General features: G+C 69.2%; 12 protein-coding genes and 1 tRNA gene. 2 read left to right on the top strand and 11 right to left on the bottom strand.

From position 1 onward, the window contains the following. Positions 1-2 precede the first annotated feature (2 nt). Positions 3-758 (top strand): UDP-2,3-diacylglucosamine diphosphatase, encoded by a 756-nt coding sequence (locus F573_RS0105640; RefSeq protein WP_019021783.1) that lies wholly within the window; start codon positions 3-5, stop codon positions 756-758. A 29-nt stretch (positions 759-787) separates the two neighbouring features. On the opposite strand, the gene F573_RS0105635 is transcribed toward F573_RS0105640, so the two are convergent. The 11 genes from F573_RS0105635 to rnr all read right to left on the bottom strand — a co-directional run bounded on the left by F573_RS0105635 (position 788) and on the right by rnr (position 15,303). Beyond that, positions 788-1,630, bottom strand: coding sequence for a ferritin-like domain-containing protein (locus tag F573_RS0105635; protein WP_026300817.1), 843 nt, complete (start codon positions 1,628-1,630; stop codon positions 788-790). Between the two features lie 18 nt (positions 1,631-1,648). After that, a complete protein-coding gene (locus F573_RS0105630; protein ID WP_019021781.1) occupies positions 1,649-4,147 on the bottom strand; it encodes a heavy metal translocating P-type ATPase in 2,499 nt (832 codons plus the stop codon). A 198-nt stretch (positions 4,148-4,345) separates the two neighbouring features. Continuing rightward, positions 4,346-5,539, bottom strand: a complete 1,194-nt coding sequence (locus F573_RS0105625) for an O-succinylhomoserine sulfhydrylase (RefSeq protein ID WP_019021780.1) — start codon at positions 5,537-5,539, stop codon at positions 4,346-4,348. 55 nt (positions 5,540-5,594) lie between these two features. Continuing rightward, a complete protein-coding gene (gene alr, locus F573_RS0105620) occupies positions 5,595-6,701 on the bottom strand; it encodes an alanine racemase (RefSeq protein WP_019021779.1) in 1,107 nt (368 codons plus the stop codon). A 7-nt stretch (positions 6,702-6,708) separates the two neighbouring features. Next, positions 6,709-9,318 carry a replicative DNA helicase gene (locus tag F573_RS0105615; protein ID WP_231384395.1) on the bottom strand — a complete coding sequence of 870 codons (2,610 nt, stop codon included), beginning with the start codon at positions 9,316-9,318 and terminating at the stop codon, positions 6,709-6,711. A 94-nt stretch (positions 9,319-9,412) separates the two neighbouring features. Then, positions 9,413-9,862, bottom strand: coding sequence for a 50S ribosomal protein L9 (gene rplI / locus F573_RS0105610; protein WP_018870340.1), 450 nt, complete (start codon positions 9,860-9,862; stop codon positions 9,413-9,415). Between the two features lie 94 nt (positions 9,863-9,956). Next, on the bottom strand, positions 9,957-10,895 hold the full coding sequence (locus F573_RS0105605) for a hypothetical protein (protein ID WP_018870341.1): 939 nt from the start codon (positions 10,893-10,895) through the stop codon (positions 9,957-9,959). 52 nt (positions 10,896-10,947) lie between these two features. Then, positions 10,948-11,172 (bottom strand): 30S ribosomal protein S18, encoded by a 225-nt coding sequence (gene rpsR, locus F573_RS0105600; protein ID WP_018870342.1) that lies wholly within the window; start codon positions 11,170-11,172, stop codon positions 10,948-10,950. Between the two features lie 38 nt (positions 11,173-11,210). Next, positions 11,211-11,609, bottom strand: a complete 399-nt coding sequence (rpsF, locus tag F573_RS0105595; RefSeq protein ID WP_018870343.1) for a 30S ribosomal protein S6 — start codon at positions 11,607-11,609, stop codon at positions 11,211-11,213. Between the two features lie 84 nt (positions 11,610-11,693). Then, complete coding sequence (gene rlmB, locus F573_RS0105590) at positions 11,694-12,476, bottom strand: 23S rRNA (guanosine(2251)-2'-O)-methyltransferase RlmB (RefSeq protein WP_019021777.1); 783 nt, start codon at positions 12,474-12,476, stop codon at positions 11,694-11,696. Between the two features lie 82 nt (positions 12,477-12,558). After that, a complete protein-coding gene (rnr, locus tag F573_RS0105585; RefSeq protein ID WP_019021776.1) occupies positions 12,559-15,303 on the bottom strand; it encodes a ribonuclease R in 2,745 nt (914 codons plus the stop codon). Between the two features lie 211 nt (positions 15,304-15,514). Between rnr and F573_RS0105580 the strand changes: the two genes are divergently transcribed. Next, positions 15,515-15,601: transfer RNA gene (locus F573_RS0105580), tRNA-Leu, on the top strand.

Genomic DNA, 15,601 nt, shown 5'->3' with positions numbered 1-15,601 from the left:
CCGTGAGCGAGACCGCGCCCGCCCTGGTCATCTCCGACCTGCACCTGGAGCGCGAACCCGGGCCGACGCTGAACGCCGCGCTGGCGTTCCTCGACGGCCCGGCGCGGGCCGCCTCGGCCCTGTACATCCTGGGCGACCTGTTCGAGTACTGGGTCGGCGACGACGCCTCGCATCCGGCGGCAGAGCAACTGGCGGCGGCGCTCTCCGCGCTGGAAGCGCCGGTCATGTTCATCCATGGCAACCGCGACTTCCTCGTGGGCCCGGACTACGCCGCCCGCGCCGGCATGACCCTCGCCCCCGAGCCGCTGCACGCCACGCTGCCCTGCGGCCCGGCCCTGCTGATGCACGGCGACTCCCTGTGCACCGACGACAGCGAACACATGGCCTTTCGCCAGATGGTGCGCAGCGAGGCCTGGCAACGGGATTTCCTCGCCCAGCCACTGGAACAGCGCATTGCACGCGCCGAGACCATGCGCGAGGCCAGCCGACACAACGGGCAGATGAAGGCCGCCGCAATCACCGACGTGAACGGCGAGGCCGTGGCCGCGACCTTTCGCGACGGCGACGTGCCGCTGCTGATCCACGGACACACCCACCGCCCCGCGATCCACGATCTGGAGGTCGCCGGCCAGCCGCGTCAGCGCTGCGTGCTGCCGGCCTGGGACGAGCACCCCGGCTTCCTGGAGCTCGGCCCGGAAGGCCCGGTCCTGCGCCAGCTGGACGAAACGCCCTACCCCGCACACCTGCTACACGCCTGAGACTGTCGCGGGGTTACCCCGGGGCTGCTTCAGCGCCGACCCTGCGCCTCCAGCGCGCCCATTTCCGACTCGGTGAACCCCGCCGCCAGACGGGCCTCGTGCGCGAACGGCGGGCGGACCCGCCCCGGCATATGTTCGGCCAGCAGCTCCAGGAACAGCGGCTCGGGATCGAGCCCGCGCGCATGCGCCAGCTCGCGGAACCAGCGCGTACCGATTGCCACGTGCGCGACCTCCTCGCGCTGGATGATCTCCAGCAGCGCCACGGTCGCGTGATCGCCCGCCGCCGTCAGGCGCTCGATCATGCCGGGCGTCACATCCAGCCCGCGCGCCTCCAGCACGCGCGGCACCAGCGCCATGCGCACCATCACGTCGTGATCGGTCGCCAGCGCCGCCTCCCACAGGCCGTTATGGGCCGGCAGGTCGCCGTAGTCCGCCCCCAGCTCGTGGAGCCGCTTCCGCAGCAACCGGAAATGGCGCACCTCCTCGGCCGCCACCTGCAGCCAGTCGCTGACGAAGGGTTCCGGCATGTCGCGAAAGCGATACACGGCGTCCAGCGCCAGGTTGATCGCGTTGAACTCGATATGCGCGACGGCGTGCACCAGCGCCACCCGCCCGGCCGTCGTGTGCAGCCCGCGCCGCGGAAGGTCCTTCGGGTGCACCAGCGCGGGCCGCTCCGGCCGCCCCGGCACCTCCATGCGCTCCGGCGCCAAAGCCTTCCCGGGCTCCAGCTCGTCCGCCCACCACGCGCGCATGAGTTCCAGCACCCGCTCGCACTTGGCCTCCGGGTCCCGCTCCCGCAATGCGGCCTCGGCTGCTCGATAAACGACCGAAGGTTCGGGCACGGGTTCAGGATTCGGGTTTGATGGGCGCATGCGACACAGGATACCCGCTCAACGCTCGTCGGTCGGCATGCTGCGGCGCAGCAGGATGGAGTTGCCGATCACCGAGAGCGAGCTGGCGGTCATGGCGATCACGCCGATCATCGGGTGCAGCAGGCCGGCCGCGGCGATCGGGATCGCGGCGGAGTTGTAGCCCCAGGCCCAGAACAGGTTCTGGACGATCTTGCGGAACGTCATGCGCGAGAGCTGCACGGTCTCGACCACCCTGGTCAGCTCGCCGCGCACCAGGGTGACGTCGGCGGCCTCGATGGCCACGTCCGCCCCGGCCCCGATCGCGATGCCGACATTGGCCTGCTGCAGGGCCGGGGCATCGTTGATGCCGTCGCCCACCATGGCCACGTGGTCGCCGTACTCCGCCTGCAGTTCGCGGATCGCCTCGACCTTGCCCTCCGGCAGAACGCCGGCGCGGACCTCGTCGATCCCCACCTGCGCGGCCACGGCCTTCGCGGTGCGCTCGTTGTCGCCGGTGACCATCACGCAGCGGATGCCGAGGGCATGCAGCTGTTCGATGGCGCTCTGCGACTCATCCTTGAGGGTGTCGGCGACCGCGACGATGCCGGCCGGTCGATCGCCGATGGCCACCAGCATCGCGGTCTTCCCGGCATCTTCGAACTGCCGCAGCGATTCCAGCAGGCCGGACGGATCCAGGCCCTGCTCCTCCAGCAGCCGCTGGCTGCCGACCAGGACGCGCTCCCCGTCGAGGCGGGCCTCCACCCCGCGCGCGGTGTGCGACTGAAACCGGTCGACCTCGGCGACCGTCAGCCCCCGGTCGCGCGCGCCCTGCACGATGGCCTCGGCCAGCGGGTGCGCGGAGCCGGCCTCCACGGCCGCGGCCGCTTGCAGCACACGAGCGTCATCGAAGCCCTCGGCGGCGACCACGTCGGTCAGTGCCGGCTGCCCGCGGGTGAGGGTCCCGGTCTTGTCGAGCACGATCACGCGGATGTCCTTCAGCGTCTGGATCGCGGAGCCCGAGCGGACCAGCACCCCGCGCTCGGCCCCCATGCCGGAACCGACCATCAGGGCGGTGGGTGTGGCCAGCCCCAGCGCGCAGGGGCAGGCGATGACCAGCACGGCGATGGCCGCGAGGATGGCCAGCACGATGGGCGGGCGCTCGGCGTCGACCCAGGGCAGGAAGCCCTCGCCCCAGATCAGGATCGGCTGCAGCGCCCCGGAGAACGCCAGCCAGGCCGCGAACGCCGCCAGCGCGATCACCAGCACCGCCGGCACGAAGCGCGCGGTGATGCGGTCCGCCAGCTCCTGCACCGGCACCCGCAAGCCCTGGGCCTCGTTCACCAGACGGATCACCTGCGACAGGAAGGTGTCGGCCCCCACACGGGTCGCGCGCACCTTCAGCCGCCCCTGCTGGTTCAGGGTCGCGCCGAGCACGCTATCGCCCTCGGCCTTGTCCACCGGCACCGACTCGCCGGTGGCGATGGATTCGTCCACCGTGCTCTCGCCGGCGACCACTTCGCCATCGGTGGGGATCTTCTCGCCCGGGCGCACGATCATCACCTCGCCCACCTGCAGCGATTTCACCGGCACCTCGACCTCCTCGCCGTCGCGTTCGACCCGGGCCGTCTTCGCGCCCAGATCCAGCAGCTTGCGGATCGCGGAGGAGGCCTCGCCGCGGGCGCGGTGCTCGAGGTAACGCCCAAGCATATGGAAGGACATGATGGTCGCCGCCATCTCGATGAACGAGGTCATCGGATAGACGAAGCCGATCAGTCCCAGCAGATAGGGCGGCAGCGAGCCCATGGAGATCAGCACGTCCATGTTCAGGCTCCCGCTTTTCAGCGCGCGCCAGGACGATCGGTGGGTGGCCGCACCCCCAGCCATGAACACCACCGGGAAGGCCAGCACGGCGACGATCAGCAGGTAGCCGGGGATCTCCTGCCAGAACATGTGCGGCATCATCAGCGCCATGATCGCGATGGTCGGGATCATGGCGATCCACAGCCGGCGCCAGGCCTGCTTCAGATAGGCCGCATCAATCTCGGCGTCGTCCGCCTCGCTGCCGGCTTCCTCGGTCTCCACCGCCGCCACGTCATAGCCGGCCCCCTCGACCGCGGCGCGCAGGGCCTCGGCGTCGGGGCCGCCGGGACCGGTTTCCACGGTCACACGGTGATCGCCGATGTTGGTGCGCACCGCCTGGATACCCTCCAGCTTCTCGATCGCACCGCGCACGATCCCCGCGCAGTGATCCGACCCCATGCCGGGTACCACAAGACGCACTGCACCGGCACCGCCCGCCGCGCCCTCGACCTGAGCAACATCGTAGCCAGCCCCCTCCACGGCGGCCCGCAGCCCCTGCGGGTCCACCGTCTCGGGGTCGTACCCCACCGTCACCCGGTGGCGGGCGATATTGGTCCCCACCGAGGCCACGCCCGGGGTCTTCTCCAGCGCCGTGCGCACAATCCCCGCGCAGTGGTCCGACCCCATACCGGGGACGATGACCACTGCCTCACGCCACTGCGGGGACTCCTGCACCATCGGGTCGCTCCTGAGCGGTCACTGCACCACGTTTATCGAACCGGATGCCCCGGCCGCGCTCCTCCCCGTGTTGTAGTCCCCCGGCGGGCGAGTTGCCAACCGGCTGACCACCCGCCATACCGGCTACCCCACGGCGACAACCAGCAGCCAGAGCCAGAATCGGGCTCGCCGCCATACCCCGGGGCGAGATGAATGGGGTCAGAGGGCGTCGAGCCCGCGGGCCAGGTCGCGCTGGATGTCGGCGACCGACTCCAGCCCCACCGCGACCCGCACCAGGGCCTCGGTGATGCCCTGGGCCTCGCGCTTGTCCGGGTCCACGCGACCGTGAGTAGTGGTGGCCGGATGGGTGATGGTGGTCTTGGCATCGCCCAGGTTCGCGGTGATCGACAGGAACCTCGTGGCGTCGATCACCGACCAGGCGGCCTCGCGCCCGCCGGCGACCTCGAAGCTCAGCACGCCGCCGAAGCCGCTTTGCTGGCGCTTCGCGATCGCATGCTGCGGGTGGGATTCGAGCCCCGGGTAATGCACCGCCGTGACCTTCGGGTGGGCCTGCAGCCACTGCGCCAGGGCCAGGGCATTGTCGCTGTGGGCACGCATGCGCAGGGCCAGGGTCTCCAGCCCCTTCAGGAACACCCAGGCGTTGAACGGCGACAGGGTCGGGCCGGCAGTGCGCAGGAAGCCGTAGACGTCCTTGCCGACGCGCTCGGCGTCGCCCACCACCGCGCCGCCCAGGCAGCGGCCCTGGCCGTCGAGGAACTTGGTCGCCGAGTGAATGATGAGGTCGGCCCCCAGATCCAGTGGACGCTGCAGGATCGGCGTACAGAAGCAGTTGTCCACCGCGAGAAGCGCGTCGTGCCGGTGCGCGATTTCCGCCAGCGCGGCAATGTCCACCACCTCGCCCAGCGGGTTGGAGGGCGTCTCGCAGAAATACAGCCGGGTATTCGGCTGGGTGGCGGCCTCCCAGGCCTCGAGGATCGACAGCTCGACGTAGGTCACCTCGACGCCGAAGCGGGCGAGGTAGTTGTTGAACAGCACCGTGGTGGTGCCGAACACCGAGCGCGAGCAGACCACGTGATCGCCGGCCTTCAGCAGCCCCATCATGGTCGCCAGGATCGCCGACATCCCGGAGGCGGTGGCCACACAGGCCTCTCCGCCTTCCAGCGCCGCGAGCCGCTCCTGGAAGGTCCTCACCGTGGGGTTGGTGAAACGCGAATAGATGTTGCCGGGGACCTCGCCCGAGAACCGGGCGGCGGCCTCCGCCGCGCTGTCGAATACAAAGCTGGAGGTCGGGAAGATCGCCTCGGAGTGTTCCTGCTCCGGGGTCCGACGGTAGCCATGGCGGATGGCGACGGTATCGGGGTCGTAGTCGGCGGGATCGAATTCTTCGTGCATCGGGGCTTCCTGGCTCGCGTGAACGAGCCAGTTTACGGATGCCCGCCGGCACTCGCTACGCCGGGCGCAGACGCCCGGCCACCCGCGTGAGCAGCTCGTAGCCAATGGTGCCGGCGGCACGCGCCACGCGCTCCACCGGCAGGCCCTCGCCCCACAGGGTGGCGAGATCCCCCACCGCGGCCTCGGGCACGTCGGACAGGTCGACCGCGAGCATATCCATCGAGACCCGCCCGACCAGCGGGCAGAGCTGACCGCGTACCCGCACCGGCGTGCCGGTGGGGGCGTGGCGCGGGTAACCGTCCGCATAGCCCATGGCCACGATGCCGATGCGCTCCCCGCCATGCGCGATCCAGGTGGCGCCGTAGCCCACCCCGTCACCGGGCGCCGGATGCTGGATCCCGATAATCGGGGCCTGCACGGTCATCACCGGGCGCAGGTCGGCATCCGGACCCTCAGGCGGCGCTTCCGTCGGAACCGAGGCCGGGTGACAGCCGTAGAGCATGATGCCCGGGCGGGCGCGGAAGACCTCGTCCGCCTCATGACCGGCCCCGCGCGCCCAGCCGGCGAACAGCGACGCCGAGTTGGCCACCGAACGCGCCCCGTCGCGCCCCGCCACGGCCGTGGCGAAGGCGGACAGTTGCGCGGCGTTGTGGTCATCCGCCGGGTCGTCGGCACAGGCCATGTGGGTCATCCAGTGCAGGCCGCACCCGCCGTGACCGGCCGCCCGCAGGGCACGTTCCACGGCATCGGCTTGGGCCGGGGCGAATCCCAGTCGATTCATCCCGGTGTTGAGCTTGATCCAGACCTCGGGCAGGACGACGCTGGCGGCGTCCAGCGCTTCCAGCTGCGCCGGCGCATGCACCGCCGGCTGCAGCGCGAGCTCCGCACAACGGCGAAACCCGGCGGAGTCCCGCCCGCCCTGCAGCACCAGCAGCGGGCCATCGAATCCGCTCCGCCGCAAGACCTCGGCCTCCTCCACCGCGGACACGGCCAGCCCGTCGGCCACTTCGCCCAGTGACTGCGCCGCCCAATCGAGACCATGGCCATAGCCCTCGGCCTTGATCACCGGCCACATCGCGACCCCCGGGGCGAGCCCGCGGGCCACCTCCAGGTTGTGGCGCAGGGCTCCGGAATCGAGCTGGATGCTGGCCGCCCGCTGCATGTCGTGGCTAGCCCTCCGGGCCCACCTCGCCGTACACGTCCGGGGCGTAGTTCTCGAAGCGGGTGAACTGGCCGCGGAAGGTCAGACGCACGGTCCCGATGGGTCCGTTACGCTGCTTGCCGATGATGATCTCGGCGGTGCCCTTGTCCGGCGATTCTTCGTTATAGACCTCGTCGCGATAAACGAACGCGATGATGTCTGCATCCTGTTCAATCGCTCCCGAGTTGTGGCTAACGATGCCGTCCGCCAGCCAGCAGGCATTTCCGGGGACGGTCAGGTCGAAGACCTCTTCCTCCCCCTCCTCCTCGACGGACACCACCCGGTCCCAGAACAGATCATCGGAGGCCAGTTCGACCAGCCAGGCATCGTCGAGGATCTCGGCATAGCTCGACAGGGTCTGGCGCGACGGAGCAAAGCCGAAATGGGCGTTGCCACCGTACGCAGTACCCCGGGACGCCGCCATGTGGCGATGGCTGACCCCCTGTTGCCGCATCCGGTCGCGAACATGGTCGAAGACTTCCTGCGGCAGCGTGTCCGTGTTGGTCCCGCCGCCGGAACGCTCCAGGGAGTTGAGCATCCGGCGGGCAATCCCTTCCTGCTCGCCCACGGCGCCGATCTCGCGCAGGAACGTCTGCTGTTGCTCGCCCCCCGAGATGTCTACCGTAAACCATCCCTCACTGTTCGCGGCCACCACATGGCGTATCCGGGCCACGATACCGAATCGCAGCAGCAGCGCCGCAACATCCTGTGCCAGACGTTCGCTGGCGGTGGAGAAATAGATGCGATGGCGTCCGCTGCTGGCGGTCGTGATGCTCCCGTCAGTCGCCCACAGATGGCGCAGGAACAGCGCCAGCGGTTCCCGGGGTTGCCGGTAGATCCCTTCGGGGATGTGTTTCTCGCGGGAACGCTGGCCGAAGACGCCGAGCCCCTTCAGCCATGCGCCCACCCCTGCCGGGTGCCAGCGATTGCCGTTGCCGCGAATCACCAGTTGGTGCCACTTTCCGCGACCCGGGTATCGCGTGACATCCGAGCCCATTGCGCGCGCCGCGGCAGCCACGGTTTCACTGTTGTATTCGCTCGCCGTGGTGTAACGCAGGGGCTGTCCCTTGACGTAACTTCCATCCCCCAGAAGATGGGCCAGTAGAATCAGCTCGTGTCCCTGCCAGGACCGGGCGTCCACCGGCTCGGGGATCCGCCGTGCCACCGCCAGACGGTCGCCCGGGGCAAGTTCCCGAACCTGCTTCCAGTCATACAGTGCCCGCAGACGATGGTCCGGGGTGCAGCGAATACTGCGACCACTGGCCAGACGCACCCGCACGACGGGTCGGGTCCCGACTGACCAGACCAGGTCGGTATCGGCCGGTTCCATCCGGCCGCCGGAACCCATCGACACCACGCCCGGCGTCGCACCCACCAGGTCCCGAACCGGAACATGGCGGCCATCCGCCAGTGCGACCCGGGTATCTCCGGTCACGCATTCACGCAAATCGGACATCACCGGGCGCTTGTTCGGGCGCTGTTCCAGCGAACGGTTGAGCTGTGACAGCGCGATCACCGGGACCTCCAGCTCCTTGGCCAGGGCCTTGAGCGAGCGCGAGATCTCGGAGATCTCGTGGGCGCGGTTATCCCCGGAGCCCGGGTACTGCATCAGCTGGAGGTAGTCGACCACGATGAGCTTGAGGCCCTTGTGCTCGCGCATCAGGCGCCGCGCACGGGCGCGCAGCTCGGTGGGCGTCAGCGCCGGGGTGTCGTCGACGAACAGCGGCGCCCCGGAGAGCATCTGCACCGCACTGGTGAGGCGCGGCCAGTCGCCGTCGTCCAGGCGCCCGGAACGCAGCTTCTGCTGGTTGATCCGGCCCATGGAGGACAGCAGGCGCATCGCGATCTGCTCGCCCGGCATCTCCATGGAGAAGATCGCCACCGGTTCCTGATTCTTCATCGCCACATATTCGGCGATGTTCATCGCGAAACTGGTCTTGCCCATCGACGGGCGTCCCGCAACGATCACCAGATCGGAAGGATTGAGCCCCGAGGTGAGCTCGTCCAGGTCCTGATAACCGGTCGCGATGCCGGTGATCGGGCTGGTGCTCTCGTAGAGGAACTCGATCTGCTCGACCGCGGACGCCAGCAGGGGCTTCATCCCGCGAAAGCCCTGGGCCCCGCGCGCGCCCAGCTCGGCAATGCGGAACACCTTCTGTTCCGCCTCGTCCAGCAGCTGCTTGGAATCGCGCCCCTCGGGCACGAATGCCGAATCGGCGATCTCGGTGCCGACCGTGATCAGCGAGCGCAGAATGGAGCGTTCGCGGACGATGTCCGCATAGGCCACGATGTTCGCGGCCGAAGGGGTGTCACTGGCGAGCTGGCCAAGATAGGCCATGCCGCCGGCGGCTTCCAGTTCGGCGGTGCGTTCCAGCTGTTCGGAAACCGTCACCACGTCGAACGGAGCATTGCGCTCCGCCATCTGCCCGATCGCCCGGTACAGCACGCGGTGGTCATGGCGATAAAAGTCGTCCGCGGTAATGCGGTCAGCGACCCGGTCCCAGGCCCCGTTGTCGAGCATCAGACCGCCGAGGACGGACTGTTCCGCCTCCTCGGAATGCGGCGGGACGCGCAGCATGTCGGTCATCGCCATGCCGTGCCCCCGCCGCCATCATGCGGGCCCGCGGCGGCAGCGGCCCGCCCGGCGGTCCGCCCGTCCGCCATCGGGAGCCTCACTCCTCGGGGGTGACGGTGACGCGGATCTCCGCGTCGACACCCGAGTACAGGTGAACGCCCACCTCGAACTCGCCGGTCGCCCGCAGCGGCCCCTCGGGCATGCGCACTTCCTTTTTCTCCACTTCCACACCCTTCGCGGTCAGCGCGTCGGCGATGTCGGCCGGGCTCACCGAACCGAACAGCTTGCCTTCGGCGCCGACCTTGGCCCGGATCTCCAGATCCATGCCGTCGAGCTTTTCGCGACGGGCTTCGGCGGCCGCCACGGCCTCGGCCGCGGCCTTTTCCAGCTCGGCACGGCGCGCCTCGAACTCGGCGATGTTCTCCGCGGTGGCGAAGGCCGCCTTGCCCTGCGGCAGGAGGTAGTTGCGCGCAAAACCGGGGCGCACGCGGACACGATCGCCCAGCCCGCCCAGGTTGTCGATCTTTTCCAGCAGAATGACTTCCATCTTGGTCTTCCCGTCAACGATTGAACCAGCGACCCGAGGTCGGGCCGTATTCTACACCGTGTGCCGCGCCGGCCGAACCGCGCGCGTCACACGCTCAGGATTCCGGGGGATCGTCGCCGGCATCGCGCTCGCGACCGATCCCCATGCGCCGGCGGATATCCGCCCACGCGTCGATGACCCCGATGGTGGCCAGCAGCAGGAACATCTGCGGCAACGCCAGGGCCATCAAAATGTACATGCCCACCAGCCAGAACACGCTCATGCCCTGGCCATGCGTCAGCGCATGCATCAGGGCGATCCCCTGGAGGAAGAACAGCACCCCCAGGATGAACGCCAGCTCCATCGCCAGCGGCGACGGCACCAGCTGCCCCACCGCGAGCAGGACAACCGCGGCGGCGCTGACGCCCGGCCCCAGCTGCAGGGCGCGGAATTCCGCGCCGAAGGCCCCGGGGTTGTACAGCGCCGCCTGCCAGTAGCGGGCGATCAGCATCGCCAGGGTCACGCTCAGCAGCACGATGCCGGCCAGCAGCCCGGCCAGGTAGGGCGCAAGGTCGGCCAGCACCGCCTCGAGCTCTTCGCGCGCGGCCGCCTCGCCGGTCTCCACCAGCGGCGCCAGCAACTCCATGCCGGCCCGCACCCAGAAGGCCTCGGCATCCGGCACCAGGGCGTGCATCAGCAACACCCCGGCACCGGCAACCAGCGCCCCGGCCTTGAGGGTGATGCGCCAGGACACCGTGCGCCGCAACAGCTCGGCCAGCAGGGCCACCGGCAGCCACTGGATGACACCGGCCAGCAGCACCGCCGGTCCCGGTGTTCCGGGGCTCAGACCCCACAGGGCCGCGCCCAGCAGGGCGGAGGCGATCGCGAGGACGACCAGGGCCTGAGTCAGCCCCAGGCGCAGCCCGACCAGGGCCACCAGGGCACTGCTGACGATGGATACCGGCGGCAGGAACAGCCCGGCAATACCAAAGCCGGCGACCGCACCCACGGCGCGACCCCGGCTCTTCATCGCGAATTCGGCGAGGATCTGCATGACCGTTGCGCTCCGCCCGGCGGGCGGCGATCAGGCAGCGTTCAGGCGCCGATCAATGCGTATCGCTGTACGGAAGCAGCGCGAGAAAACGCGCGCGCTTGACCGCCGTGGACAGCTGACGCTGGTACTTGGCGCTGGTGCCGGTGACGCGGCTGGGCACGATCTTGCCGGTCTCGGTGATGTAATTCTTCAGCAGGTTCAGGTCCTTGTAATCGATGTACTCGATACCTTCGGCGGTGAACCGGCAGAACTTGCGACGACGCGGGAAACGGGCCATGTCCGATCTCCTTCAGTAAACGGGGGTGGGGTTCGGGATCACTCGTCGGCGGGGGCTTCGGCCGACTCGTCCGCGGAGGCGTCCTCGCGGCGGCGGCTGCCCTTGCCTTCTTCTTCCTCGCGGCCCTTGGCCAGCGGGGACGCTTCGGTGATCGCACGATCCATGCGGATGGACAGGTGACGCAGCACCGCATCGTTGAAGCGGAAGGCGCTGTCGAGCTCTTCCATCGCGGCCTCGTCGGCCTCGATGTTCATCAGCACGTAGTGGGCCTTGACCAGCTTCTGGATGGGGTAGGCGAGCTGCCGGCGGCCCCAGTCCTCGAGACGGTGGACCGTGCCGCTGTGGCCTTCCACCAGACCCTTGTAGCGCTCGATCATCGCCGGGACCTGCTCGCTCTGGTCGGGATGGACCAGAAACACGACTTCATAGTGACGCATATCCAACTCCTTGCGGGTAACAGCCTCCCGGTACGCCGGTGAGGCAAGGAACCGCCCGAACCACGGGCGGAAAGGCGCAATACGTTAACCGATGTTGCCCGCGGTCACAACACGGCGCTGACGCCGGACCTCGAACAGCGACACGCCGGTGGCAACCGACACGTTCAGGCTCTCCACGGTGCCGACCATGGGAACGTGCGCCAGATGATCGCAGGCCTCGCGGGTCAGGCGTCGCAGGCCCTCGCCCTCGGCGCCCATGACGATCGCGGTGGGCGGGCGCAGATCGACGTCATGCAGGACCTCCTGCGCCTCGCCGTCCAGCCCCGTGGCCCACATGCCGGCCTCCTTCAGCGCGGCGAGGGTGCGGGCGAGATTGCCCACGCTCACCACCGGCACGGTCTCCGCCGCGCCGGAAGCCACCTTGATCGCCGCCGGGGTCAATGGAGCACTGTGGTGGCGCGGGACGACCAGGGCCCCGGCGCCTGCGGCATCCGCCGTGCGCAGGCAGGCACCGAGGTTGTGCGGATCGGTGACGCCATCCAGCACCAGCACCAGGTCCAGGCCCGCCTCCACGCGTTCGCGCAGCGCGCGCTCGTCCACCACCGGGCGGGGCGCACAGTGCACGATCACGCCCTGGTGCTGAAATCCGGGGTGCTGCTGGTCCAGGCGCTCGCGGGCCACGCGCTCCACCGCCACTCCCAGCGCACCGGCGCGCTCCAGGATGCGCTGCAGGGACGCATCCACCTCGCCGCGCGCGAGCTGCAGGCTCTTGATCCGCTCCGGAGCACGCTCGAGCAGCGACGCCACCGCATGGATCCCGCCGAAGGCCTCGCCCCGGGAGCGCCCCTTTCCGCCGCTACGGCTCATCCCGCACGTCCCCGCACTTTCGGTCGCGGTACGGACATGGCGCCCGCAACGGCGCCGGTAACGCCAGGCATCCGTGCATCACTCAGGAGGAGGAGGCCGGGCGACGGCGACGGCTCCGGCGCCGCCCCGGCTTGCCCCCGGTTTCGCCGTCTCCGGAGCCGCCCTGGCCGGTGGCATCCGCGTCAGGGATGGTGTTGCCATCCTTGTCCGGAACGGCCTCGGCCTCCGGAAGCCGCTCGTTGCCCGGCTCCGGGGCATCTGCGGAGTCCTCGTCGGAGGCACCCCCGCCGGCACCCTGCGCGGCGGCGTCACCCTCCTCCGCGGAAGGCTTGCTGCGCCGACGGCCGCGCCGCCGGCCCTTCTTCTTCGGTGCGTCGTCACCGGCGGGCTCCGGCGCCAATTCAGGGGCCGATTCCGCGGCTGCGTGTTCGCCTTCGCTGTCGGCGGGTGCCGAATCGTCGGACGCCGGGCCCGCATCCGGGCCAGCAGCCGGCCCCCCGCCCGCCTCCGCATCGCCTCCTCTGGCGCGACGCTTGCGACGGGCGTTGTCGCGGGCGCTGCCACGCTTCTTCCCGCCGGCACCGGGACCACCGCCCGGGCCCTTGCGACCGGCGGGGCGACCGGCCGGTGCAGCCTTCTCCGCGGGCTTCGACTCACCGGCCAGGGCCAGATCGATCTTGCGGTCATCCAGACTCACCCGCACCAGCTGGACCTGGAGCTCGTCACCGATGCGGAACACGCGGCCGGCGCGCTCGCCCGTGAGGGTGTGGCGCTTGGGATCGAAGTGGTAGAAGTCGTTGTCGAGGCTGGAGACATGCACCAGGCCCTCGATGTACACCCCCTGGATTTCCACGAACAGGCCGAACCCGGTCACGCCCGAGACGATGCCGGTAAACACATCCCCGACCTTGTCCTGCATGTACTCGGCCTTCAGCCAGGCCTCGACGTCGCGGGTGGCGTCCTCGGCGCGGCGTTCGGCCATCGAGCAGTGCTCGCCGAGGCCCTCCATGCGCTGATGGGTATAGGGGAAACCCTTGTTGCTGCCATGGCGCAGCACGTGGCGAATGCCCCGATGGACCAGCAGGTCCGGATAACGCCGGATCGGCGAGGTGAAATGCGCGTAGTCATCCAGCGCAAGGCCGAAGTGACCGCCGAGATCGGGCGAATACACCGCCTGCGACAGGGAACGCAGCAGGACCGTCTGGATCAGTTTCTGGTCCGTACGCTGCTTCGCCGCCTTGAGGACCTCGGTGTAATCCCGCGGCGTCGGCTCGTCGCCTCCGCCCAGGGACAGCCCCGCGCCATTGAGGAATTCACGCAGCTCTTCGACCTTCTCCGCAGGCGGCTGATCGTGGTTGCGGTAAAGCGTCGGAACCTTGTGCTTCTTGAGGAAGCGCGCCGCGGCCACGTTGGCCATGATCATGCATTCCTCGACCAGGCGGTGGGCATCGGTACGCTCCACCGGCACGATGCGCTCGATCTTGCGGTCCTCGCCGAACACGATCTGTGTCTCGGTGGAATCGAAGTCGATCGCACCGCGGCGGTTGCGCGCCGCGTGCAGCGCCCTGAACACCCGGTGCAGCTCTTCCACGTGCGGCAGCACCTGCGCGTTCTGCTCGCGCAGGCCCTCATCGCCCGCGAGCATTGCGGCCACATCGTCGTAGATCAGGCGGGCGTGCGAGCGGATCACGCCCTCGTGGAAGCGGTAGTTCTTCAGAGCGCCGCGCGCACCGATCTCCATCTCGCAGATCATGCTCAGGCGGTCGACGTCCGGATTCAGCGAGCACAGCCCGTTGGACAGGGCCTCGGGCAGCATCGGGATCACCTGCTCGGGGAAATACGCCGAGGTCGCGCGATTGACCGCCTCGCGGTCCAGCGCGGAATCCGGCTCGACGTAGTGCGACACGTCGGCGATCGCGACCCACAGCCGCCAGCCCTTGCCCTCCGGTTCGCAGTACAGGGCGTCGTCGAAATCGCGGGCATCGCTGCCGTCGATGGTGACGAACGGCTTGTCGCGCAGATCCAGCCGACTCTTCTTCGCCTTCTCCGGCACCGAATCGCCCAGTTTGTCGGCCGCTTCGGTGACCTCGTCCGGCCATTCGAACGGCAGCCCCTGGGCACGGATCGCGATGTCGATCTCCATCCCCGGTGCCATGTGCTCGCCCAGGACCTCCACCACATCACCGCGCAGACGCGACTTGCGCGAGGCCATCTCGCGGATGTGCACGACCACGATCTGGTCGTCCTGAGCCTCGCCCAGACCGTCCGGCGGCACCAGGATCTCGTGGGTGATGCGCTTGTTGTCCGGGGTCAGCAGGCCCACGCCGTCCTCGATGCGCAGACGCCCGACCACCTGGGTGGTGTTGCGCTCCAGCACCTCGACGATGCCGCCCTCGCGGCGCCCGCGCCGGTCCACGCCCATCACGCGCGCCACCGCGCGGTCCCCGTGGAATACCCCGCGCATCTGCTTCGGCGACAGGAACAGGTCGTCGTCCTGCTCGTCCGGCACCAGGAAACCAAAGCCGTCGGGATGGCCGATCACGCGCCCGCGGATCAGGTCTTCCTGATTGACCGGGAGGTAGGCACCCCGACGGTTGCACAGCGCCTGACCGTCACGCTCCATCGCCTTGAGCCGCCGCCTCAGGGCCTCCAGCCGTTCCTCGTCCTCGATGCCGAGACGCCCGGCGATTTCCTCGAAGGACAGCGGGTTCCCCTCGAGCTGCAGCAGGTCGAGGATGTACTCGCGGCTGGGGATGGGGTTGTCGTACTTCTGCGCCTCGCGTTCGAGGTTGGGGTCGACCTGCGGCTTGCTGCGTTTTCCTGGCATTCAGTGAACTCTTTCTTCTGGTGTTGTGCCGCGCACCCGAGGTGCCCGCGGCAGTGACAGGCCGGAGCCGGCCCGGTGCCCATTATGGCCCCGATGCGGCGCGGGCGCATTTCTTTCATATGCGGAGCTCGCAGGGTTTGACAGATCCGCCAGCGCGGATTACCTTACGCGTTCCTGAAGCGCAGGCCCCCTCACAGGGCCGACCTCAAGTGCCGAGGTGGCGGAAATGGTAGACGCGCTAGCTTCAGGTGCTAGTGGGGGTAACCCCGTGGAGGTTCAAGTCCTCTCCTCGGCACCA

The organism is Thioalkalivibrio sp. ALE23, from assembly GCF_000378545.1.
Lineage (GTDB): Bacteria > Pseudomonadota > Gammaproteobacteria > Ectothiorhodospirales > Ectothiorhodospiraceae > Thioalkalivibrio.
The sequence above is the reverse complement of the archived record's forward strand: the minus strand, read 5'-3'. Positions and strand labels throughout refer to the sequence as shown.

Coding starts and splice junctions, on each gene's coding strand:
- F573_RS0105635 (WP_026300817.1), bottom strand. CDS start 1,630: ATGCGCCCATCAAACCCGAATCCTGAACCCGTGCCCGAACCTTCGGTC.
- F573_RS0105630 (WP_019021781.1), bottom strand. CDS start 4,147: ATGGTGCAGGAGTCCCCGCAGTGGCGTGAGGCAGTGGTCATCGTCCCC.
- F573_RS0105625 (WP_019021780.1), bottom strand. CDS start 5,539: ATGCACGAAGAATTCGATCCCGCCGACTACGACCCCGATACCGTCGCC.
- alr (WP_019021779.1), bottom strand. CDS start 6,701: ATGCAGCGGGCGGCCAGCATCCAGCTCGATTCCGGAGCCCTGCGCCAC.
- F573_RS0105615 (WP_231384395.1), bottom strand. CDS start 9,318: ATGCTGCGCGTCCCGCCGCATTCCGAGGAGGCGGAACAGTCCGTCCTC.
- rplI (WP_018870340.1), bottom strand. CDS start 9,862: ATGGAAGTCATTCTGCTGGAAAAGATCGACAACCTGGGCGGGCTGGGC.
- F573_RS0105605 (WP_018870341.1), bottom strand. CDS start 10,895: ATGCAGATCCTCGCCGAATTCGCGATGAAGAGCCGGGGTCGCGCCGTG.
- rpsR (WP_018870342.1), bottom strand. CDS start 11,172: ATGGCCCGTTTCCCGCGTCGTCGCAAGTTCTGCCGGTTCACCGCCGAA.
- rpsF (WP_018870343.1), bottom strand. CDS start 11,609: ATGCGTCACTATGAAGTCGTGTTTCTGGTCCATCCCGACCAGAGCGAG.
- rlmB (WP_019021777.1), bottom strand. CDS start 12,476: ATGAGCCGTAGCGGCGGAAAGGGGCGCTCCCGGGGCGAGGCCTTCGGC.
- rnr (WP_019021776.1), bottom strand. CDS start 15,303: ATGCCAGGAAAACGCAGCAAGCCGCAGGTCGACCCCAACCTCGAACGC.